Origin of the sequence: Aeromonas sp. SrichE-2G (genome assembly GCF_017939565.1) — a bacterium.
GTDB lineage: Bacteria > Pseudomonadota > Gammaproteobacteria > Enterobacterales > Aeromonadaceae > Aeromonas > Aeromonas taiwanensis.
Genome location: NZ_JAGKRG010000053.1, coordinates 164,725 through 186,561, shown reverse-complemented (window position 1 = coordinate 186,561; position 21,837 = coordinate 164,725). Strand labels below are relative to the sequence as shown.

19 protein-coding genes and 1 riboswitch are annotated in these 21,837 nt (G+C 62.4%); of the genes, 10 read left to right on the top strand and 9 right to left on the bottom strand.

All coding sequences use genetic code 11. The annotated features are described in order from the left end of the window. The first annotated feature begins 146 nt into the window (after positions 1–146). Together J9885_RS17275 and J9885_RS17270 are read left to right on the top strand one after the other, a co-directional pair. The gene (locus tag J9885_RS17275; RefSeq protein ID WP_210550181.1) at positions 147–1,703 is read left to right on the top strand and encodes a diguanylate cyclase; all 1,557 of its coding nucleotides are present in this window, start codon (positions 147–149) and stop codon (positions 1,701–1,703) included. A 34-nt stretch (positions 1,704–1,737) separates the two neighbouring features. After that, the gene (locus J9885_RS17270; RefSeq protein ID WP_210550180.1) at positions 1,738–2,601 is read left to right on the top strand and encodes a patatin-like phospholipase family protein; all 864 of its coding nucleotides are present in this window, start codon (positions 1,738–1,740) and stop codon (positions 2,599–2,601) included. 63 nt (positions 2,602–2,664) lie between these two features. Here J9885_RS17270 and J9885_RS17265 read toward each other — a convergent pair whose 3' ends face one another. Both J9885_RS17265 and J9885_RS17260 read right to left on the bottom strand, forming a co-directional pair. Further along, positions 2,665–4,026, bottom strand: coding sequence for a sodium-dependent transporter (locus J9885_RS17265; protein WP_210550179.1), 1,362 nt, complete (start codon positions 4,024–4,026; stop codon positions 2,665–2,667). A gap of 195 nt (positions 4,027–4,221) precedes the next feature. After that, entirely contained in the window at positions 4,222–4,488 is a 267-nt protein-coding gene (locus J9885_RS17260) for a helix-turn-helix transcriptional regulator (protein WP_005298604.1), read from the bottom strand. Positions 4,489–4,745: 257 nt separating this feature from the next. Here J9885_RS17260 and J9885_RS17255 point away from each other — a divergent pair, with 257 nt between their 5' ends. From J9885_RS17255 to J9885_RS17240, 4 genes are all read left to right on the top strand, one after another. Further along, positions 4,746–5,339: a hypothetical protein gene (locus J9885_RS17255; RefSeq protein WP_210550178.1), complete on the top strand. Its 594-nt coding sequence runs from the start codon at positions 4,746–4,748 to the stop codon at positions 5,337–5,339. 306 nt (positions 5,340–5,645) lie between these two features. Continuing rightward, positions 5,646–6,665 (top strand): porin OmpA, encoded by a 1,020-nt coding sequence (ompA, locus tag J9885_RS17250; protein WP_043758893.1) that lies wholly within the window; start codon positions 5,646–5,648, stop codon positions 6,663–6,665. Positions 6,666–7,078: 413 nt separating this feature from the next. Beyond that, a complete protein-coding gene (gene ompA, locus J9885_RS17245; RefSeq protein WP_043758892.1) occupies positions 7,079–8,080 on the top strand; it encodes a porin OmpA in 1,002 nt (333 codons plus the stop codon). Between the two features lie 230 nt (positions 8,081–8,310). After that, entirely contained in the window at positions 8,311–9,399 is a 1,089-nt protein-coding gene (locus J9885_RS17240; protein ID WP_210550177.1) for an OmpA family protein, read from the top strand. 76 nt (positions 9,400–9,475) lie between these two features. On the opposite strand, the gene J9885_RS17235 is transcribed toward J9885_RS17240, so the two are convergent. Continuing rightward, entirely contained in the window at positions 9,476–11,170 is a 1,695-nt protein-coding gene (locus J9885_RS17235) for an NAD-dependent malic enzyme (RefSeq protein ID WP_043758888.1), read from the bottom strand. A gap of 55 nt (positions 11,171–11,225) precedes the next feature. After that, positions 11,226–12,083, bottom strand: coding sequence for a helix-turn-helix transcriptional regulator (locus J9885_RS17230; protein WP_210550176.1), 858 nt, complete (start codon positions 12,081–12,083; stop codon positions 11,226–11,228). 120 nt (positions 12,084–12,203) lie between these two features. Here J9885_RS17230 and J9885_RS17225 point away from each other — a divergent pair, with 120 nt between their 5' ends. Together J9885_RS17225 and J9885_RS17220 are read left to right on the top strand one after the other, a co-directional pair. Continuing rightward, a complete protein-coding gene (locus J9885_RS17225; protein WP_134697256.1) occupies positions 12,204–13,583 on the top strand; it encodes an MATE family efflux transporter in 1,380 nt (459 codons plus the stop codon). 130 nt (positions 13,584–13,713) lie between these two features. After that, positions 13,714–13,962, top strand: a complete 249-nt coding sequence (locus J9885_RS17220) for a YciN family protein (RefSeq protein WP_043758882.1) — start codon at positions 13,714–13,716, stop codon at positions 13,960–13,962. A gap of 21 nt (positions 13,963–13,983) precedes the next feature. Here the strand turns inward: J9885_RS17220 and J9885_RS17215 are convergent, their stop codons facing one another. Beyond that, complete coding sequence (locus J9885_RS17215) at positions 13,984–15,123, bottom strand: GGDEF domain-containing protein (RefSeq protein ID WP_210550175.1); 1,140 nt, start codon at positions 15,121–15,123, stop codon at positions 13,984–13,986. Positions 15,124–15,365: 242 nt separating this feature from the next. On the opposite strand from J9885_RS17215, the gene J9885_RS17210 reads away from it, so the two are divergent. Continuing rightward, the gene (locus tag J9885_RS17210; RefSeq protein WP_210550174.1) at positions 15,366–16,067 is read left to right on the top strand and encodes a protein ligase; all 702 of its coding nucleotides are present in this window, start codon (positions 15,366–15,368) and stop codon (positions 16,065–16,067) included. Positions 16,068–16,170: 103 nt separating this feature from the next. Here J9885_RS17210 and J9885_RS17205 read toward each other — a convergent pair whose 3' ends face one another. Beyond that, positions 16,171–17,547, bottom strand: a complete 1,377-nt coding sequence (locus J9885_RS17205; RefSeq protein ID WP_210550173.1) for a sodium:alanine symporter family protein — start codon at positions 17,545–17,547, stop codon at positions 16,171–16,173. Between the two features lie 107 nt (positions 17,548–17,654). After that, a riboswitch (glycine riboswitch) is annotated at positions 17,655–17,765 on the bottom strand. A gap of 507 nt (positions 17,766–18,272) precedes the next feature. Here J9885_RS17205 and J9885_RS17200 point away from each other — a divergent pair. After that, positions 18,273–19,421, top strand: coding sequence for a type III PLP-dependent enzyme (locus J9885_RS17200; protein ID WP_210550172.1), 1,149 nt, complete (start codon positions 18,273–18,275; stop codon positions 19,419–19,421). Between the two features lie 68 nt (positions 19,422–19,489). On the opposite strand, the gene J9885_RS17195 is transcribed toward J9885_RS17200, so the two are convergent. The 3 genes from J9885_RS17195 to yfcD all read right to left on the bottom strand — a co-directional run bounded on the left by J9885_RS17195 (position 19,490) and on the right by yfcD (position 21,667). After that, on the bottom strand, positions 19,490–20,458 hold the full coding sequence (locus J9885_RS17195; RefSeq protein ID WP_210550171.1) for a calcium/sodium antiporter: 969 nt from the start codon (positions 20,456–20,458) through the stop codon (positions 19,490–19,492). A 123-nt stretch (positions 20,459–20,581) separates the two neighbouring features. Further along, positions 20,582–21,055 (bottom strand): peroxiredoxin, encoded by a 474-nt coding sequence (locus J9885_RS17190; protein WP_210550170.1) that lies wholly within the window; start codon positions 21,053–21,055, stop codon positions 20,582–20,584. Positions 21,056–21,151: 96 nt separating this feature from the next. Continuing rightward, the gene (gene yfcD, locus J9885_RS17185) at positions 21,152–21,667 is read right to left on the bottom strand and encodes an NUDIX hydrolase YfcD (protein ID WP_210550169.1); all 516 of its coding nucleotides are present in this window, start codon (positions 21,665–21,667) and stop codon (positions 21,152–21,154) included. Positions 21,668–21,837 lie beyond the last annotated feature (170 nt).

The window sequence follows — 21,837 nt, the reverse complement described above, 5'->3', positions numbered from 1 at the left end:
ACTCCCTGACTATGCCGTGACTATGTATAAATGTGACAAAACGTAACGGGGCGGCAGAGGATCACCAAAATGTCATCTTCCCGGGACGATAAGGGGTGTTGTACCTTAGACTGAACGTCGATTCCTGCCATCAGCCCGGAACGCTCATGCCCATACCTTCCCCTGCCTTTGCCAGATATCGCTTGCAGTGGCTGCTGCTGGGATTGAGCCTGCTTCTGTTGCTGCTCGCCCTGCAGCACGCCTTTCATCAGGTCACCGAGCTGAACAAGCGCGACACCATCAATGCCGCCACCCATTTCAGCAGCCAGTACCAGCGCATGGAGGCCTTTCTTGAAGCCATGCGCGGCCAGGCGGAAGAGCGCCTGCGCACCGACCCCAGATCCGTGCTCTCCCACCAGCTGTATCAGGCGCTGCAGGTCGACGGGGAACACGGCATCACCCTGGATCGCATCCCCGTCGGCCTGCCTCCCGCCCTCATCGGCAATCTGACCGGGTTGAGCCCGCGGCCCCCGGCGGACAGTCAGCGGGAAGCCAGAATGCACCTGGCCCTCAGCCTCTCGCCCCTGCTCGCCACCGCCAGCAAGCTGCTGGGCAAGGAGGCGGCCTGGATCTACTTCACCGGCAAGGACAACTTCATCTATCTCTATCCCTGGGTGCCATCGAGTCAGTTTCGCTTCAGCCCCCTCATCTACAACACGGCTTACTGGCAAGAGGCTATTACTCAACTTTCCCCCTCGGAGCACGCCATCCTGTCGCGCCCCTATCAGGATCTTGCGGGCCAGGGACGGATGGTCACCCTCTCCCAGCCCATTACCCAGACCGGCGAGATCACCGGCCTGATCAGCATCGACATCGAGACCGCCACCCTGGCGCAGACCCTGCGCCGGCTCGCCCCCCAGGTGGGTACCCTGTTTCTGGTCAATGCGCACCAGCAGATCCTCGCCAGCAGCCAGTCCGGCACGGCCCCGCCCCTCACCCGGCAGGCGCAACAGGAGGCGTATCACTGGCAGCAGGGAGCCTTGCAGCTCACGCACACCATCCCCGGCACCCCGCTCACCCTGATCCATCGCATTGCGCTGCTGCCCCTGCTGCAGATATTGCTGTGGGAGTCGGCCACGGCGCTGCTCACCGTGCTCTGCCTGGTGATCGCAACCCTGTCTAGCCTGCACGTCCGCCGCCTCAACCAGCGCCTGAACTACCTCTCCCGCCACGATGCCCTGACCGGCGCCTTCAACCGCCACTACTTCGATGCCTTCGAACACAGTCATGCCGAGGCCGGCACCCGCCAGATCGGCGCCATCATGTTCGACTGCGATCACTTCAAGCAGGTCAACGACCGTTTCGGCCACGAGGTGGGGGACGAGGTGCTGATCCGGCTGGTGGCGCTGTGCCACACCCTGCTGCCCCGGGAGTGCCACCTGATCCGCTGGGGGGGCGAGGAGTTTCTGCTGCTCGTCACCGACCGGCGCCTCCCCCTGGCCCCCCTCGCCGAGCGGCTGCGCCTTGCCATCGAGGCACACCCCTGGTCCGACATCGCACCCGACCTGAGGGTCACGGTCAGCCTGGGCCATTGCCGCCAGAGTCAGGCCGCCACGTTGCAGGAGGCCATCCGCCGCGCCGATCTCGCCCTCTATCAGGCCAAGGCCAAGGGTCGCAATCGAAGCGAAGGCTGGCGGGATGACGGGCAGGGACAGTCGGGGTAAGCTGGACCCCCAACTCACCATCAGGAGACGCACTGTGTCACGAAAACCCCGCCTGGGCCTGGCCCTGGGCAGCGGCGCCGCCCGAGGATGGGCGCACATCGGCATCATACGGGCGCTGGAGCGCCTCGGCGTCAAGCCGGATCTGGTGGCGGGCTGCTCCATCGGCAGCTTCGTCGGCGCCGCCTATGCCGCCGGTGAACTGGACAAGCTGGAGAGCTGGGTACGCGGCTTCAACCGCTTGCAGGTGATGGGGCTGCTCGATCCCGCCCTCTCCGGCGGCCTGTTCCGCGGTGACAAGGTGTTCGGCATCGCCGCCGCCCATCTGGGGGATCCCCCCATGGAGAGTCTGCCGCTCCCCTTCGCCTGCGTCGCCACCGAGCTCGATACCGGCCGCGAGATCTGGTTGCAGCAAGGTCCCCTGCGCCAGTGCGTGCGCGCCTCCTGCGGCATGCCCGGCATTCTGACCCCGACCCGGATCGACGACCGCTGGCTGGTGGATGGCGCCGTGGTCAACCCCGTGCCCATCTCGCTGGCCCGCGCCATGGGGGCCGAGGTGGTGATCGCCGTCAACCTCAACACCGACCTGCACCAACCCTGGACGGACGAACCGGACGAGCCCGCCCCGGGCGGCCTCTTCAGCCAGTGGCTCAGCCGCGGCGAGCCCAGTACCCCGGGCATGTGGGGGGTGATGACCGGCTCCATCAACATCATGCAGGAACGTATCACCCGGGCCCGGATGGCCGGCGATCCCCCCGAGATCCAGCTCTGCCCCCGCCTTGGCAACCTCTCCATCATGGATTTTCACCGCGCAGGCGAGGCCATCAGCGAGGGAGAGGCTTGCGTCGAGCGCAACCTGGACCAGCTCAAGGAGGAGCTCTCCCGGCTCGGCCTGCTCTGACACTCGGGGGATACCAATGAAAAGAGCGCCATAAGGCGCTCTTTTGCTCTCTGGCCCGGTGTTTCAGAACAGCCCCAGCCCCTTGAGCATCACGACCAGGATCAGCAGCGGCGACACGTAGCGGATGATAAAGAAGAGCGGCTTGAGGATGGGCAGTGCCAGCGTGCCGCCATTGGTCAGTGCCCCCTTCATCCGCTCGAAGCCCCAGACCCAGCCGACGAACAGGCAGAGGAGGATGCCGCCAAGGGGCATCAGTACGTTGGAGGAGATGAAGTCAAACAGATCGAAGAAGGTCTTGCCGGCGATCTGCACCTGCGCCAGCGTGCTGTTGGAGAGCGCACAGGTCGAGCCGACCGCCCCCAGCACCAGCAGGTTGATGAGTGTCGCCTTGCGCCGGCTCATCTGAAAGCGCTCGGAGAGCACCGAGACCGGCACCTCCAGGATCGAGAGCATGGCCCCGGTGGCCGCAATGGCGGAGAGCACGAAGAAGAGCACCATGAAGAGGTGGCCAAACGGAATGCTGGCAAACACCGCCGGGATGGTGATGAACAGCAAGGAGGGGCCGGCACTTGGCTCGAAGCCGAAGGCGAACACGGCCGGGAAGATGGCGATCCCCGCCAGCATGGAGACGAAGAGATCGGCGCACATCACCCGGACCGTGGTGAGGGGGATGTGCTGATCATCCCGAAAGTAGCTGCCATAGGTCATCATGGTGCCCATGCCGATGGAGAGCTTGAAGAACGCCAGTCCCATGGCCGTCAGCACGACTCCGGCGGTCACCTTGGAAAAATCCGGTGAGAACAGGAAGCGCAACCCCTCGCTTGCCCCGGGCAGGGTCAAGCTGCGGATGCCTATCACCAGCAGCAGGATGAACAGCAGCGGCATCAGCTTCTTGGTGACCGCCTCGATCCCCTTGGCTACCCCCATCAGCAGTATCCCTCCCATCAGGGCCAGCACCAGCCACTGCCACAGCAGGCTCTGCCAGGGATCCGTGATGAGCGCGTTGAAGGCCGCGCCGGTGACGGCGGGATCGGTCGAGAGGATGTCGCCGCTGGCCGCCTTGAAGATATAGGCAAACACCCAGGCCGCCACCTCGGAGTAGAACGACATGATGAGGAAGGCCGCCGTCACCCCCATGGCCGCAATCAGCCACCAGGGTTGCCCCTTGGGGGCCAGCTTGATGAGCCCGCTCACCACGTCGGACTTCGCCTGACGCCCCAGCATGATCTCGGAGATCATCACCGGCAGCCCCACCAGCAGGGTGGCGAGGAGATAGACCAGCAGAAAACCGGCGCCGCCATTCTCCCCGGTCAGGTAGGGGAACTTCCAGATATTGCCGAGCCCGACGGCCGACCCCAGGGTCGCGGCCAGCACGCCAAAGGTACTGGTGAAACCATCTCTTGCCTTGGGAGTGGAATGACTCATATTTGTCTCGTCACATGCATCAGGGATATGAACTCAAAGCGTCGGAATATTCCGGGGATTAATCCAGTTCAACAAATTGATTCAGTTGAAATATTTACTCACGGAACACGACGTAATATTTATTTAAACAGAGTAACTTTTTGATAAATAAAAAATGCCGCCCCGAAGGCGGCATTTTTATCCAGGGGCTGGCGATCAGGCCTTGGCAATATCGTCCGGACCAATCTGGCCGATTTCGGCGACTTTCTTGTCGGCCAGCAGCCAGAGGGTGAACTTGTGCAGTTCCGGGTGGTGAGCCAGGGCAACCAGGAAGGCGCCTCCAACTTCACGGTAACCCAGTTCATAGTTCTTCAGCGTGGTTGGGGGGACACCCAGCAGATCAGCAAACTTGGGACGGCTCAGGCCTACCGCTTCGCGGATCTGACGGATCTTCTTGCCAACAGTTACGATATTTGAATTCATGTGTTCCATACTCCGTTCGGCGGATTGACTCCACCTTTATTTTTCGCGACGACTCGTAGTCAAGTGTATCAGTTTTGAACGGACTCGTTATGGTCGAGTCTCTATCTATAATCAGCGTCTTTCGACGACAACCCTAACAAACCTCGGGGATGGTAATCGCAGAGCCGCTTCAGGTAAACAGTCTCGAAAAGAAACCTTTATTCTTGCCCCGCCTTAGCTCGTATAATTCGCCGATTATCCCTTCAGGAGTAATCAATATGGCATTTCCCGGCATCATCTCCCGTCTTCATCCCGGTTCGGGGCCAGACTCTCTCCTCCGTCAACTCAGCCAGGGCCAGCAGACCCGGGCCGAGGCGTTCTGGCTGCCCGCGACCATGCAGGATGACGCCGCCACCGTGCTGGCCGCGCTGTCCGACAAATGCAGTCTCTATCTCGAAGGTCCGACGACACTGACACTGCGCAGCCACGACGGGCTCCTGCAGGAGGATGGCACCCTGAAACTTGGAAATGGAAACCATATGAAGCTCTCCATGGAGAGAGGAGATGGGGGTATTGTCCCCGAGCAGGGTCTTCAGGAGATGGACACCTGGCTCGCTGCCGGACACCTGCATTTCATCTGTTCAGCCGCGGTTCAGCCTGTGGCGCGGGCCATCCTCAATATCTGGCCCCTCGACCCCTATCTCGCCCGCCATTTTTTGCTCAGTTTCACACCCTTGCTATGCGAAGCAACTGAGGCAGATTATCTCGCCGTCTTCTCGGCAAGGGAAAATGGCGCCACCCCGCAGAATGACTGGGCTCAGGCCTATATGAAGCTTGAGAAAAAGCTGCACCGCGCCTACTTGGATCACTAATAAATTCGAAGAAACAGCCAGTTATCCATACGACACAATTTGCCCCATCCCTTATCTGTGAGCTTGATCATGTTTTGAAATGGGCATAAAGTGCGCCACGTCATCGGAATGACTCGGCTGTTCGTGACGGCGTTTGTGCACTGTCGACAGTGCAACCCGATCACTTGTGCACCCAGATGCGTGCCTCCTGGATGGATCTAGGATCCCTGTTCGTGCCAACTCAGGTTGGTCGACAGAGCCAGCAGCTTAAATAAATTACAAGTGCGAAGCACGTGAACAACGTGCCATCTCAACGAGGATTATTTTATGATGAAAATGGCTCCTTCCATGATCGCCATCGCCATGGCTGCCATGGGTGCAACTGCAGCTCACGCCGCTGACGACATCTACTTCGGTGCCGGTGTTGGTGCAACTCACTTCAACGGTCTGAACAAGATCGAAGGCGTGACCTCTGGTGAAGAAGACGCGACTGCTGCCAACGCATTCGTCGGTTACAACTTCAACGAATACTTCGGTTCCGAGCTGGGCTACCAGTACACCGGCCGTGGTAACACCGATGGCAACCGTTACGAGAGCCAGGGTGCCACCCTGTCCGGTATCGCTCGTCTGCCGCTGGGCTACGACTTCTCCCTGTTCGCTGAAGGCGGCGCCTACTGGGGCCACACCGACGGCCTGGGCACCAGCGACAGCAAGGTATCCCCGCTGGCTGGCGCCGGTGTGACCTACAAGGTCAACGACGCTCTGGACCTGCAAGCTCGCTACCGCTACATGTGGGACGTGGCTGATCTGCACGACGGCAACGTACGCTACAAAGCCGACCAGAGCATTGCGACCCTGGAAGCCGTTTACCACCCGTTCCGCACTTCCTACGTAGCTCCGGCTCCGGCCCCGGTTGTTGAAGAAGCTCCGGCTCCGGCTCCGCAAGTTGTTGAGAAGAACTTCGCCCTGAACTCCGACGTGCTGTTTGCCTTTGGCAAAGACACCCTGAAGGCTGAAGGCGTGGAAGCTCTGAACGCGCTGTACCAGCAGATCATCGAGTTCCAGCCGAAAGACGGTAACGCCGTTGTTGTTGGTTACTCCGACCGTATCGGTTCCGACGCTTACAACCAGAAGCTGTCTGAAGCCCGTGCTCGCACCGTTGCCAACTTCCTGGTCAGCAAGGGCATGGCTGCCAGCAAGGTTGCCATCGAAGGTCGCGGCGAAGCCAACCCGGTCACCGGCACCAAGTGTGACGGCGTCAAGGCCAAGGCTCAGCTGATCTCCTGCCTGGCTCCGGACCGTCGCGTAGAAGTTCGCGTATCCGGCGTACAAGAAGTTCAGCAGTAATCTGACCTCGCTCAGATAACGCAAAAAGGGGATGCCACGGCATCCCCTTTTGCTTTGTCATCTCCCCCAGCGACAGCCCCTGTCTCATCCCCGTTTGTCTTCTTTCCCTCTGCTCTCGTGGTTGTCCCCTGGCACCCGGGCCTGCGCTGCATATCTGAGCAGAAACTTGATCATGCCGATTCAAAAGAATACAGTAGCAACGCTTGTAAGACATTGGATGAACTATTAAAAGTGCTGAACGCCCGGTTAGTTGTCCATGGAGAACAGCTTCATGAGTATCCAGGTTTCCATCCGTTTTTTATTCAAGCCGTCCGTGATCCATCACGGAGTCGCAACATGAAGTGTCATCTGCGACCGGTATAACAAAGAGTGCGCATTCGCCTGTAGCACGGCAACTCAACGAGGATAAAACGATGAAAATGAAAGTGGCACCAACCCTGATTGCTCTGGCTATCGCAGCCATGGGAACTACCACCGCTCAGGCGGCCAACGACTGGTACACCGGTATGGGTGCTGGTTGGGCATATGGTCATGACCTGGACTCCTTCGGCCTGGATGCTGACAAGGACGCCACCGCGCTCTCCCTGTTCGGCGGCTACAACTTCACCGAAAACTTTGGTGCCGAGCTGGGCTACCTCTATGCCGGCAAGGCTGGCGTCGACGGCGTCGACTTCAAGACCCAGGGCGCGACCCTGTCCGGTATCGCCCGTCTGCCCATGGGTGACATCTTCTCCGTGTTCGCCGAAGGCGGCGCCTACTTCAACCACGTCAACGGCAATGGTGACAGCGACAACGGTACTGCCCCGCTGGCCGGCCTGGGTCTGACCGCCAAGCTCTCCGACCTCCTCGATCTGCAGGCCCGCTACCGCTACATGTGGGATCTGGGTGACGATCAGAAGACCTGGCAGACCGACATGAGCGTCGCCACCCTGGAACTGGTGATGCACCCGAACCGCACCTCCTATGTCGCACCTGTGCCCGCCCCGGCCCCGGAGCCGGCACCTGAGCCCGTCATGGTCGACAAGAACTTCTCCCTGAGCTCCGACGTGCTGTTTGCCTTCGGCAAATCCACCCTGAAGCCGGAAGGTTCCGAGGCCCTCAACACCCTGTATCAGCAGATCGTTGACGTTCAGCCGAAAGATGGCAGCGCCGTGGTGGTGGGTTACACCGACCGCATCGGCTCCGATGCCTATAACCAGAAGCTGTCCGAAGCCCGTGCCCGTACCGTGGCTGACTTCCTGGTTGGCAAGGGTCTGCCGGCAGGCAAGGTCTCCATCGAAGGTCGCGGCGAAGCCAACCCTGTCACCGGCAACCAGTGTGACGGCGTCAAGGGCAAGAACGAGCTGATCTCCTGCCTGGCACCGGATCGCCGCGTCGAAGTGCGCGTCACCGGCGTGCAGGAAGTACAGCAGTAATCGCTTAAGCACCATGCAATAAAAGGGACCATACGGTCCCTTTTTTATTGCCTGCCGAGGCTGTCATCCTCCCGCTCCCACGCAGAAAAATTGCCCGTCGCTCTCACAGATTTTCCATATAGATGCGCCACTTATGTGGTTAAAGCGGCCACATCGCCTATACATAGTGTTGGTTATACATAACAAAGGGCTGGGAGCCCTATAACACCCAACATCGACGAGGATACGCGATGAACATAAGACTGAAACCAATCTGGATTGCATTGGCATTGGCGACGGGAGCCGCCCAGGCGGCCCCTGCTCACGACTGGTACATAGGCGCGGGGGCGGGCTGGGCGTGGGCCCATGACATCGACGACTTCAAGATAGGCACGCAAACGGTTCAAGGCGTCGACGACAGTGACAACGCCTACAACGCCTTCGTGGGCTACAACTTCACCGAAAACCTGGGGGCCGAGCTGGGCTATCTGTCGGGAGGCGACTGGGACGTCAACGGCCACGAGTTCAGCAACCAGGGGGCCACCCTGTCGGTGATAGGCCGTCTGCCCCTGGGGGACATCTTCTCGGTGTTCGCCGAAGGGGGTGGTTACCTCTACAGCGTCAAGTCCATCAACGGCAACGAGGACAACCTGGCGCCGCTGGCAGGGCTCGGGCTGACCGCCAGGTTGCACGACTGGGTCGACATCCAGGCCCGCTACCGCTATCTGGTGCGAGTGGGGGATGACTCGGACAACGACAAGGTGGACAGCGGCACCCATCGCTGGGTCAGCGACATCAGCACCGCCACCATCGAGCTGGTGCTGCACCCCAACCGTACCGTCGCCGCAGCCCCGGTGGCCGCCCCCATGGTAGCGGCTCCGCCCCCGGCGCCCGAGCCCGTGGATCAGACCTTCAACCTGAGTTCGGACGTACTGTTTGCCTTTGGCAAGGCCGACCTCAAGCCGGAAGGCATGGCCGCCCTGGATGATCTCTATCAGCAGATTGCCGACGTCAAGCCCAAGGACGGTAACGCCCTGGTGATGGGTTACACCGACCGCATCGGCTCGGACGCCAACAACCAGGCGCTCTCCGAGGCACGGGCCAGGACTGTGGCGGACTTCCTCATCGGTAAGGGGCTGCCTGCCGACAAGGTGAGCACCCAGGGCAATGGCGAGAGCAACCCGGTTACCGGCACCCAGTGTGATGCCGTCAAGGCCAGGGCCGCCCTCATCGACTGCCTGGCCCCGGATCGCCGGGTCGAGATCCGGGTGACCGGTGTCCATACGCCCACCGAACCCGCCCCCGCCGAGCCCATGCCCGCCGAAGAGCCGGCACAATAATCCCTCTTCTCCACGCAGCCGTGCACAAAAAAGGGATGCTGATGCATCCCTTCTGCGTTTCTTTACCCTTCCAACATCAGAAGGAGGTACGGCGATAGCGGCGGTATTCCGGGCGCCAGAAGTTCGCCTCGATGGCCTGATCGATCACCTCGTCCGGGGTCTGCACCGCCTTACCCTGCAGCATGGCGGTCTTGGCCACCATCTTGGCGATGTAGCGGGAGACCTGGTGGATGTCAGCGAGATCCGGCAGCAGAGAGCCCTCCTCTCCCTTCACTAGGGGGGAGCAGTCCGCCAGGGCGCGGCTGGCCGACATCAGCATGGCATCGGTCACCCGGTTGGCACCGGAGGCGATGACGCCAAGGCCGATCCCCGGGAAGATGAAGGAGTTGTTGCACTGGGCGATGACGTAGCGCTGGCCCTTGTACTCCACCGGCGCGAACGGGCTGCCGGTGGCCACCAGCACCTGGCCGTCGGTCCAGCGGATGAGATCCGCCGGCGTTGCCTCCACCCGGGAGGTGGGGTTGGAGAGCGGGAAGATGATGGGACGGGCACAGTGCTTGTGCATGGTCTTCACCACCTCTTCGGTGAACAGGCCAGGCTGGCCGGAGACCCCGATCAGGATGTCAGGGCGGCCGTGCTCCATCACCTCCAGCAGGGAGATGTTGTCCCCCACCGGCCAGTCCTTGATGCGCTCCAGCGGCTGGGACAGCTTGCGCTGGAAGTCGAGCTGGTTCGGGATCTTGTCGGTGATGAGACCGAAGCGGTCCACCATGAAGACCCGGCCGCGAGCCTCGGCATCCGTCAGCCCTTCGGCCTTCATCTGCGCCACTATCTGCTCGGCGATGCCGCACCCGGCGCTGCCCGCCCCGAGGAAGGCGACCCGCTTCTCGGAGAGCTTGGCACCGGAGGCCTTGCAGGCGGCGATGAGGCTGCCCAGGGTCACGGCGGCCGTGCCCTGGATGTCATCGTTGAAGCAGCACAGCTCGTCCTTGTAGCGGTTGAGCAGCGGGGTGGCATTGCCCTGGGCGAAGTCCTCGAACTGCAGCAGGATATCCGGCCAGCGACGCTTGACCGCCTGGATGAAGGCATCGACGAACTCGTCGTACTCCTCCCCGGAGATGCGCGGGTGGCGCCAGCCCATGTAGAAGGGGTCGTTCAGCAGCTGCTGGTTGTTGGTGCCCACGTCCAGCACCACCGGCAGGCAGTAGGCCGGCGAGATGCCGCCGCAGGCGGTGTAGAGGGAGAGCTTGCCGATGGGAATGCCCATGCCGCCGATGCCCTGATCGCCGAGGCCCAGGATGCGCTCGCCGTCGGTGACCACGATCACCTTGACGTTCTGCTTGGTGGCGTTTTGCAGCATGTCATCGATCCTGTCCTTGTCCGGATAGGAGATGAAGAGGCCGCGCGCACGGCGATAGATGTTGGAGAACTCCTCGCACGCCTTGCCCACGGTCGGGGTGTAGATGACCGGCAGCATCTCGGTCAGGTGGTTGTTCAGCAGGCGGTAGAACAGGGTCTCGTTGGTATCCTGGATGTTGCGCAGATAGATGTGCTTGTCCATGTCGTTGCCAAAGCCCATGAACTGGCGATAGGCACGCTCCGCCTGCTCCTCGATGGTCTCGATGTTCTGGGGCAACAGGCCTTCCAGGTTGAAGCTGCTGCGCTCTTCGCTGGTGAAGGCGCTGCCCTTGTTGAGCAGGGGCGTCTCCAGCAGGGCCGGGCCTGCATAGGGAATATAGAGGGGACGTTTCTGATTATTATCTTCAAACATGGATCTGTACCTTGACTGTGTGGCCCGTCGATCCTATGGGCTTGGGGCAACAATTTCAAAGGGTTTGCGCGTCCGTGGCGAAAGGTTTGCGACCCAGGCGACGAAAGGACCCGGGGGTCTGACCAGTCAGCCGGCGAAAGCGGTTCGCAAAGTTGGCCCCGTCGCTGTATCCGACCCGGCTGGCCAGCTCGGCCAGCGGCCAGTTGGTGTAGAGCAGCAGCTGGCGCGCCTTGTTCATGCGCAACTGGGTGAGCCAGGCCATGGGCCCCATGCCGAACGCCTGCCGGCAGAGGCGATGCAGGTGGGGCACGGAGCAGGCCATCTGATCCGCGAGCAGGGTCACGCTCCAGGGCTCGTCCAGACGCGCTTCCACCCGGCGAAACAGCGCCTGCAGCCGCAGCTCCGGCGTACCGCGCCCCTCCCCCTGCAGGGTGCGGTCCAGCAGGGCGAGCAGCAGGCTCAGCAGCTGGGGTTGCAGCGGCGAGCGTATACCCTCCCCCTGCATCAGGCTGAGCAGATGATAGAGCTGATCTCCCTCCTCCCCCTGCCAGATACGGTGACCGAGCCGGTGCAGGTGCTGCCAGCGCGGCACGTCGTCCAGCAGGATCCAGCTGGTGCGCCACTGCTCCCCCACCAGCTTGAGGCCCCCCGGTACGGCCGCGGGCAGGAAGACCAGGGCCCCGGCAGGAATGACCCGCTCCCCATCATCGGTGAGCAGAGCGCCCCCTTCGTCGTGGCTCATCATGAGGATGTGAAATTCGGGCCGGTTGCGACGGATCAGGTAGTGCTCCCGTATGTTCGACAACCCGGTCAGGAAGATGCCCGCCTCGCCGAGCAGAGGCAGGCCTTCACGCCCCAGCATGCGCTCCTCGCAGGACGGTGCTATCTCAAGACATTCGTTCGCAAAGGGCATAACACCTCAACAGGATAGTTTTGCACAAAAAAGCAGAGAGAGGCTCACAGTGAAGCCGTCCCTTACCTTCCCTATCATACCCACAACAAACCTTGATTTTCATATACCCGGTTAACATACATGAATTATTGGCAAGCGATTTTAAAACAAACCACCGATCGTGAGTTCATGACCCGATTGTGGCGGCTGGCCCTGCCGGTCTCGCTGCAGTCCATGATGTTCTCCCTGCTCGGTCTCATCGACATCATGATGGTGAGCCAGCTCGGCACCACGGCAGTGGCGGCGGTCGGCTTGGGCAACCGGGTCTTTTTCTTCAACCTGCTGGTGATCGCGGGACTCTCGGGCGGGGTCTCGGTGTTGGCGGCGCAGTATTACGGTCGCGGCGAGATGGCCGGGGTGCGCCGCTCCCTGGCCCTGGCCCTGGTGGGCGCCCTGGCGGTGAGCCTGCCGTTTGCCCTCGTCTACCTGCTCTCGCCGGGCAGCGTGCTGGGCTTTGCCAGCCAGGATCCCGCACTGCGCGCCCTGGCCGACGAGTTCCTGATGATCACCGGCGCGACCATCCTCTGCACTGCCGTGGTGGTCCCCCTGGAGGCGGCCCTGCGCTCGGTCGGCAATGCGGCGGCGCCGACCCGGATTGGCATCGTCGCCATCCTTGCCAACGTCATCCTCAACTATGCCCTCATCTTCGGCCACTTCGGCTTCGAGGCCATGGGGGTGGCCGGCTCGGCCTGGGGCACCACGATTTCACGGCTGCTGCAGACCGCGCTGCTGCTCCTTTACGTGTGGCGCATCGAACCCCGTCTGGTGCCGCGCAGGGCAGACTGGTGGGCGGCCTTTCGCCGCAAGGAGGTGGTGCGCTTCACCCTGATCGCCCTGCCGTTGCTGCTGCACGACGGACTCTGGGCCTTCGGCATGCTGCTCTACGGCTTCCTCTACGCCCACCTCGGCACCGATTCCCTGGCCATCATGACCACCCTCGGGACGCTCGAGAGCATCCTCATTTCCCTCTTCTTCGGGCTGGCGGTGGCCTGCTCCACCCTGCTCGGCCACCGGCTCGGGGCCGAGGAGTATGACGAGGCCTGGCAGCACTCCCAGCTCTTCCTGCTGCTTGCTCCCGTCGGGGCCCTGCTGGTGGGGATCGCCGTCTGGCTGCTGCAAGCCAGCCTGCTGCAATGGGTCGGCAATCTGCCCGGCGAGCTGATGGGAGAGGCGGGCCAGGTACTCGCCATCCTGTGTCTCGGCATGCTGCTCAAGGTGTTCAACATGGTGGGTATCGTCGGAGTGCTGCGTTCGGGGGGAGATGTGAACTACAGCATCTTCATCGACATCGTCGGCATGTGGTGCATCGGCCTGCCGCTTGCCTGGGTGGCGGTCAGCCTGCTCGGCTGGCCCCTCTCCTGGGTGGTGGCCGTGGTGCTGCTGGAGGAGCTCTCCAAGGTATTGCTGGTGCAGCGCCGCATTCGCCAGCGCCGCTGGCTTCGCAACCTGGTGATGGGCTGAGAGGGGGCAAGCCGGGCAAATGCGGGGTCATATCAATGACAGAAAATCCCCCTTTGCAGTATGCTGGCCGCCTCTTCAATCAGCGACGGGGCGCGCCCCGCCCCGTCAGCAGTCGTTAAAGGAGATGCACATGCAACCACAAAAAGAGCTGATCACCGAGACGGCCCTGCTGGAGATGGCCAACAAGATCATCCGGGAACATGAGGACTTCATCCACGGCATGCGCGCCGACACGGTGGAGCAGAAGGGGGACATCCTGGTGTTCAAGGGGGAGTTCTTCCTGGCCGAGGATGGCACCCCGACCGGCAAGACCATGGCCGTCTTCAACATGTTCAAGCTGCTGGCCCAGCAGCTCTCTGGCAAATACCGGCTGGGCTGATCCCGCCCCGGGATGCCGCCCTCAGGCGGCATCCGTCCCGGCGGCCCCCTGCTCGTCGGGCACCTTGCCGGCTTCCCCCACCACACAGTTGCGCCCCGCCATCTTGGCCATGTAGAGACACTCGTCCACCCGGTTGAGCAGCGCCTCGATGCCCTCGCCTCGCCGGGCCTGGGTCAGGCCGATACTCACCGTCACCTCCAGCAGCTCGTCGGACGTCGGGCTCTTCACCAGCCGCGCCTCCACCGCCACTCGCAGCCGCTCCGCCACCCGTGTTGCCTGGGCCTGATCCGGACAGCGGGGCAGCAGGATGGCAAACTCCTCACCACCGTAGCGCCCCAGCACCATGCCGGGTTCCAGCTGCTCCGCCAGGGTCGCCGCCACCTCCTTGAGCACCGCATCCCCCGCCAGATGGCCGAAGGTGTCGTTGATGCGCTTGAAGCGGTCCAGATCCAGCAGCAGCACGGCAAACGGCGTCTGTTTGCGGATCATGGCGGCCCTCGCCTTCTCCAGCTGTTTCATCAGCAGGCGGCGGTTCATCATGCCGGTCAGCTCGTCCGTGGTGGACTCCCGGTAGAGCTGCAACAGCATGTTGAGCTGGCCGCACTGCACCCAGGCACTGGCGATGGCAAAGAGCCCCAGCAGCCAGATCTGGTTGAGGGTCTGCACACTCCAGACGGGCTGCCCCACCAGCAGCCAGTTGCCGGCCAGCATGGTGACCAGGATGCCTCCCGCCAGCTGCAGGCTGAGAGAGAGGGGAATGGGGAAGATGGCAAACAGGCTGATGAGCAGGTAGGGAAACGCCATGTAGCCCGCCTGCAGCTCCTGATCCGCACCGAAGCTGTGCAGGCAGATGAGGGAGAAGAGCATCATCACCGCCATCAGATAACCCAGCGCCAGCTTCATGCGTTCGCGCCTGAAGTGGATGAGATAGGAGAGCGGGATCAGCGGCGAGAGGGCAAGCAGGCAGAAGATCCTAAGCTGGAACAGCGCCTCGAACTGGGCCGCAGGCAGGGTCAGCCAGTCCACCAGCGCCCAGGTGGGGAGTCCCACCATCAGCAGGCAGGTGAGCAACCGCAGCCGCACCGTCATGAAGCCCATGCGGGTCAGGGTAAAGTCTTCGGAGTGGGCACGGGCACTCCAGAACTCCGACAGCTTCAGCATCCAGAGTCTCCATCTTCCAACTGAGGGCTCATTCTACACCGTCCCCGTCGGGATGCATCAGCATGCGCCCGGTTTGTGACGGAAGCGGCCTCACCGCCATCGTGCTGAACCTGCTGCTGCCAGAACACACTCCCCAGGCCTGACGCCCCGCCATGTCACAGGTAAAGCCCCGCCGTGCGGGGCTTTACCTGCCTGCCCGCCACGGGTAGTGTGCAAGACCCGTCAATCTTCAGGATCCTGCCATGCCTTATCGCCTGCTTCCCCCTCTGCCTGAAGGTCACACGCCGGATCACATCCTCGCCCAGGAGCAACTCTGGCTGCGGGAGTGCGCCCGGGACGGTCAGCCCCGCGCCCACCTCTGGCAGGCCCCGCAGTGCCTCATCGTCACCCGCAAGGACACCCGCTTGCCCCGCTACCAGGACGCCTGCGAGCAGCTCGCCGCCGAGGGCTGGCCCGTGTTCGTGCGCGACAGCGGCGGCACCGCCGTGCCCCACGGCGCCGGCATCCTCAATCTGTCCCTCATGCTGCCCCGCACCACCACGGATCTCGCCCACTACTACCGCTTGCTGGGGGCACCGCTGCTGAGTGTGCTGGCCGGATACGGCCTCGAGGGAAGCTATGATTTCGTGCCCGGCTCGTTTTGCGACGGCCAGTACAACCTGGTGATCGGGGGGCGCAAGGTGACCGGTACCGCCCAGCGCTGGCTGGCCCCCGGGCAGGATCACGGTGGCGCCGTGCTGGCTCAGGCCATGCTGCTGGTGGCCGGCAACGTGGATGAAGGCACCCGGATGGCGAGCCGCTTCTACGAGCTGGCGGGCGGCGAGCTGCGCTTTCTCCCCGGCACCTCCACCACCCTGGCGCAAGCCATCCATTGGCAAGAGAGCCATGGAGAACTGGTGGCCGAGGTCAACCACCGGCTGCGGCGGCTGCTGACGGCTGATTAAGTGCTCTTCCGTGGCCCCCTTGAGTGACCATTCCCTTCAACGGTCAAATAAAAAAGCCACGACCCGGGTCGTGGCTTTTTTATTTGAATGGATGGTCGTGGCATCAGGCCGTCTGCGGCTCGGGCTCGGACTCCGTATCCCGGTCCCGGCTGAAGTAGGCGCGGGTCTCGGCAATCACCACGTGGCGCAGGCCGATGAGACCGATGAGGTTGGGCACCGCCATCAGGCCGTTGACGATGTCGGCCAGGAGCCAAATCATGTCCAGATGCAGGAAGGCACCGCTCGCCACCAGCACCAGATAGACCAGGCGATAGGGTTTGATCGCCTTCACTCCGAACAGGTACTCGGTGCAGCGCTCGCCGTAGTAGTTCCAGCCAAGGATGGTGGTAAAGGCGAAGAACAGGAGGCCGATGCTCACCAGGTACTGACCGACATGGGCATCCAGCCCCTGGGCAAAGGCCAGGCTGGTCATGGCCGCGCCGCTCGCATCGCCGCTCCACACCCCGGTCACCACCAGGGTCAGGCCGGTCATGGTGCAGATGATGATGGTGTCGATGAAGGTGCCTGTCATGGAGACCAGCCCCTGCTCCACGCAGGAATCCGTCTTGGCCGCTGCCGCCGCGATGGGGGCCGACCCCAGCCCCGACTCGTTGGAGAAGACCCCGCGCGCCACCCCGGACTGGATCGCCAGCATGATGCCGGCGCCGACAAAGCCGCCGGTGGCCGCATGGCCGGTGAAGGCACTCTCAATCACCAGCATGACGGCATCGGGCAGGGCGCTGGCGTTGTTCACCAGCACGCCCAGACAGGCGACGATATAGAAGATGGCCATGAAGGGCACCACCTTGCTCGACACGCTGGAGATGGACTGGATACCCCCCAGGGTCACCAGCGCCACGATCAGGGTCAGCACCACGGCGGTCACTTCACGGGGTACCGAGAAGGAGAGGCTCATGGCATCACTGATGGCGTTGACCTGGGGAAAGGTGCCGATGCCGAAGAAGGCGACGCCGATGCCGAACAAGGCGAACAGCTTGGCGAGCGGTTTGGAGCCGAGCCCCTTCTCCAGATAGTACATGGGGCCGCCCGCCATCTGGCCGTTGGCGTCCTGCTGGCGATATTTCACCGCCAGCAGGCACTCGGCGTACTTGGTGGCCATGCCGAACAGGGCGGCCATCCACATCCAGAACAGGGCGCCCGGGCCGCCCAGCTTGATAGCGGTGGCGACCCCGACGATGTTGCCGGTGCCGATTGTGGCGGAGAGAGCGGTGCAGAGCGCGCCGAAGCTGGAGACATCCCCCTGCTTGCCCTGGCCCTGATCGCGGCCAAAGACCAGCCGCAGAGCGAGCGGCAAACGCACGATCTGAAGCAAACCCAGACGCAGAGTAAGATAGATGCCGGTCCCGACCAGCAGGATCAGCAGGGGTGGCCCCCAGACAAAGCTATCGATGGCGGCGAGCGCCGATTGAATTGATGACATGCATCCTCCTTAAAAAACAACGATTAAGGAGGAGAAGGATGATCTTCCCATAGGTGTCGCGATCGGCCAGAGGCGATCGGATGCGGGCCAAGCCCAGGTACAACCATCCCATCCCCTCTGTCCTTTTGCCTGAGAGTTTCCGGCGCCAGATTGCGATGCAATCACGGTGCCTTGCTCCTTCGGCGCCCGATTCAACGGGTCTCTCCAGAGTATCGTCCAGTAGCAGTCCACACCGGTTGCCCGGTACCTGAAAGATTCACTTCTTCGGTGGATGGTTGCCCATCGCTCTCCTGCTACCTTCATCCGAACTAGTTTGGATTAGGAAGCGGGCATGGTAATCCAAAAAATGTGAGCTGTCTCGCACTCGTGCCCTGCTCCGCCGCTTTTTTCCGTTCTCCCCCCTGAACAGGGAAAAATGCTAAATGTTTGTTAACTATCAATGCTTTACCTCTCACCACCGGATTCGGTTCCTTCCGACGCTCGACAGGGGGTTTATATCGATAGCCCCTTTCGTCTCGACCAGAAAAACTTGACGACATATTCAATCAAAAGGGTTGCACACAAACTCAATAAGCCGATAATCCCGCGCATAACTAAGCACTTCGCAAGGAAGTTATGCAGTGTGCCTGGTTGGTCCCACCGGACCGCTCGCCTGACCCGGCCGTCGCCGGTTCAATCGCATATGGCTTGGGCATATCACGCCCCCTAAGGATGACCAAAAGAGAATGAACGAGACCCTGGTTGCACAAGATTACCGTCAGCTGGTTGAACAATTCGGCTCCCCCCTGCTGCTGCTCGACAAGGCAGCCGTCCGCAAACAGTATCGGGCCCTGGCGGCCGCCCTGCCCGATGTACGATTGCACTATGCACTCAAACCCCTGCCCCACGAGGCAGTGGTCTCTGTCTTGAAGGAAGAGGGGGCCTGTTTCGATCTGGCCACCAATGGCGAAGTGGATCTGGTGCGCAGTCAGGGTGTCCGCCCGGGACGCTGCATTCATACCCATCCCATCAAGCGCGACAGCGACATCCGCTATGCGCTGGAGTACGGCTGCACCGTGTTCGTCTACGACAACCCGCTGGAGCTGGAGAAATTCCTGCCCTACAAGGACGAGGTGAAACTGCTGCTGCGGGTCAGCTTCCCGAACCCCGAGACCAAGGTCGACCTCTCCAAGAAGTTCGGCTGCACGCCGGAGCAGGCACTGCCGCTGCTGCAGCTGGCCCAGGCCAAGGGGATCAAGGTGATGGGGCTGTCGTTCCACGTCGGCTCCCAGGTCCCCCACCCCCGTCGCCACGTACAGGCCATCGACGCCTGCCGCGAGATCATGGAGCAGGCCTGGGCGCTCGGGCTCAAGCCCTGGGTGCTGGATATCGGCGGCGGCTTCCCGGTCGACTATGACGGGGGCGAGTTCGACATCGACGGCTTCTGCGCCCCGATCCGCGAGGCCCTGGCCAAGCTGCCCGCCACCGTGCAGAAGATTGCCGAGCCGGGCCGTTTCATCAGTGCACCGGCCATGACCTCGGTGGCCAGCGTCATGGGCAAGGCCCATCGCGGCGACAAGATCTGGTACTACCTGGATGACGGTCTCTACGGCAGCTACAACGGCCAGCTCTACGACCATGTCACCTACCCGGTAAGCACCCCCTACGCCCAGGGCCCTCTGCACAATGCCGTGCTCTCCGGCCCGACCTGCGACAGCGTGGACGTCATTCGCGATGGCATCATGCTGCCGGACCTCGAGATTGGGGAGCTGGTCGTGGGCCGGGTGATGGGTGCCTACACCTGGGCGTCGGCCTCCACCTTCAACTTCTTCCCCAAGGCGAGCATCCTCATCCTGGACAGCACCCAGAAGCAGAAACTGGTCGCCGTGGCCTGACGGGCAGAACACAGTGCACAAAAAAAGAGGGGAAGCATCGGCTTCCCCTCTCTCGTTTCATCGTCAGGCTAGATGAACTGGCTCGTCAGCAGCCAACCGGTGTAGGCGACGAAGCAGGCGAGCAGCACGCCCCCCTCCAGCCGGTTGATACGCCCCTGTCCCTTGCGGCCCAGGCACATCACCAGCAGCACCAGGGTCAGACCCATCATCAGGCTCCAGTCCCGGGAGAGTACCTCGGGCGCCACTTCCAGCGGCTGGATGCCGGCGGCGATGCCCACCACCGCCAGGGTGTTGAACAGGTTGGAGCCCAGCACGTTGCCAAGGGCCAGATCGTGCTCGTTCTTGCGAATGGCGATGAGGGAGGAAGCGAGCTCCGGCAACGAGGTACCGACGGCGACGATGGTGAGACCAATCACCAGATCGCTGATGCCAAAGCCATGGGCGATGGTCACCGCCCCCCACACCAGCAGGCGGGAGGCACCGATGAGCAGCACCAGCCCCAGCACCAGCCAGAACAGGGCGACCTTGAGGGACATGCCCTCGCTCTCGATGTCTTCCTCGGTCTCCGTATCCAGCGCATCGCCCTTGCCGTTCATGCCGGCCCAGATGGACCACCCCATCAACGCCACGAACACGGTCCCCAGAATGACCGCATCGGTGCGGCCCAGATGGCCGTCGATGAGCAGGGCACCGGAGAGCAGCGTGATGCCGAGCAGGATGGGGATCTCCTTGCGCACCACCTGGGAAGCCACCGCAATGGGACTGATCAGGGCCGTCAAACCGAGAATAAGGGCGATGTTGGTGATGTTGGAGCCATAGGCATTACCGAGCGCGAGCCCGGGGTTGCCCTGGGAGGCGGCCAGGGCCGACACCACCATCTCGGGAGCAGAGGTACCAAAACCGATGATCACCATGCCGATGAGCAGCGGCGGCATGCCGGCATAACGGGCGGTCGCGGCGGCGCCGTCCACAAACTTGTCCGCACTCCAGACCAGCAACGCCAGTCCGGCAATCAAGGCAACAAAAGCCAGGGTCATATTCTTCCATCTCATCCACGGCAAACACGAGAGCCAGGCGCAAGCCTGGCTCCATCCAAAAACGGGCTCAGTGTAACGGGGCCGCTTGCTATTTCAAGGACTAATCAAACAACGATTAATCTTTCACAGCGCCGCCAGCAGACTCTGGGCATCGGAGACCTCGAACTTGCCGGGCGCCTCCACGAAGAGCTGCTCCACCACACCGTCGTTGGCGATGAGGGCGAAGCGCTGGGCGCGCACGCCACCAAAAGCGCCGGTCTCCTTGGCAAGACCCAGTGCCCGGGTCCAGCTGCCGTCACCGTCCGCCAGCATGGTGATGGCATCGGCGTTCTGGGCCTGCTGCCACGCCTTCATTACAAAGGCATCGTTGACCGACAGGCAGCAGATGGTATCCACCCCCGCAGCCTTGAACTGGTCCGCCAGCACCACGTAGCCAGGAAGATGGGCGTTGGAGCAGGTGGGGGTAAAGGCGCCGGGGACGGCAAACAGCACCACCCGCTTGCCTGCAAACAGGGCCCGGGTGTCCAGTACCTGCTTGCCCTCGGCGGTGATAAAGGTAAATTCCCCTGCGGGCAGGGATTGACCGACCGTGATCATGATGACGCATCCTTAGGTGACCGAAAGAGGCTCAGTCTACTCCAGGCCGGAGGGCAAGGACACAGGTCACAGACGCCGGCGTCTGGCGACATCACCCTATGGCGAGCGCCGCGCCTGCCAGGTGGCGATCGCGAGCAGGGAGTCCGGCGTGAACTCCTCGGCCCGCCCGGCGATCTCGTCGAGGCTCATCCAGTGCACCTCGCTCACCTCCTCCGCCTGCAGCTGCACGGGGCCCTGATAATGGCAGCTGAAGAGACCGCCCCAGACCCGGTAAGCCCCGCCCCTCGCCTCCCCTTCTGCATAGAAGGTGCCAAAATCCTGCAGAGGGACGTCGCAAATCCCCAGCTCCTCCGCCAGCTCGCGCCGGGCGGAAGGCGCCATCGCCTCCCCCGTGGTCACCACGCCACCAGCGCAGGCATCCAACATGCCGGGACAGAAGTCCTTGGCCAGGGTACGACGCTGCACCAGGATCCGATCTGCCTCGTCGAGCACCAGAATGTAGCTGGCACGATGGCGCAGGTTCTCCCGACGCACCCTGGCGCGATCGGCCACCCCGATCACCCGATCCTGTTCATCTACTATGTCCACCCACTCCACGCGCGGCACCTTCATCAATCCAGAGATGGCCGCAGTATATCGGGGCCAGGGCCCGGTACGGCACTACTTTTTCCCTCGCCAGCCCCTGAGGCCGTCATGCCGAAAAGCGGATTCATACAAAGCACCCACAACTGTCACATCACTGTCACCCTTGCTGGGCATAGTGTGCCCTGTCCAAGCAACAG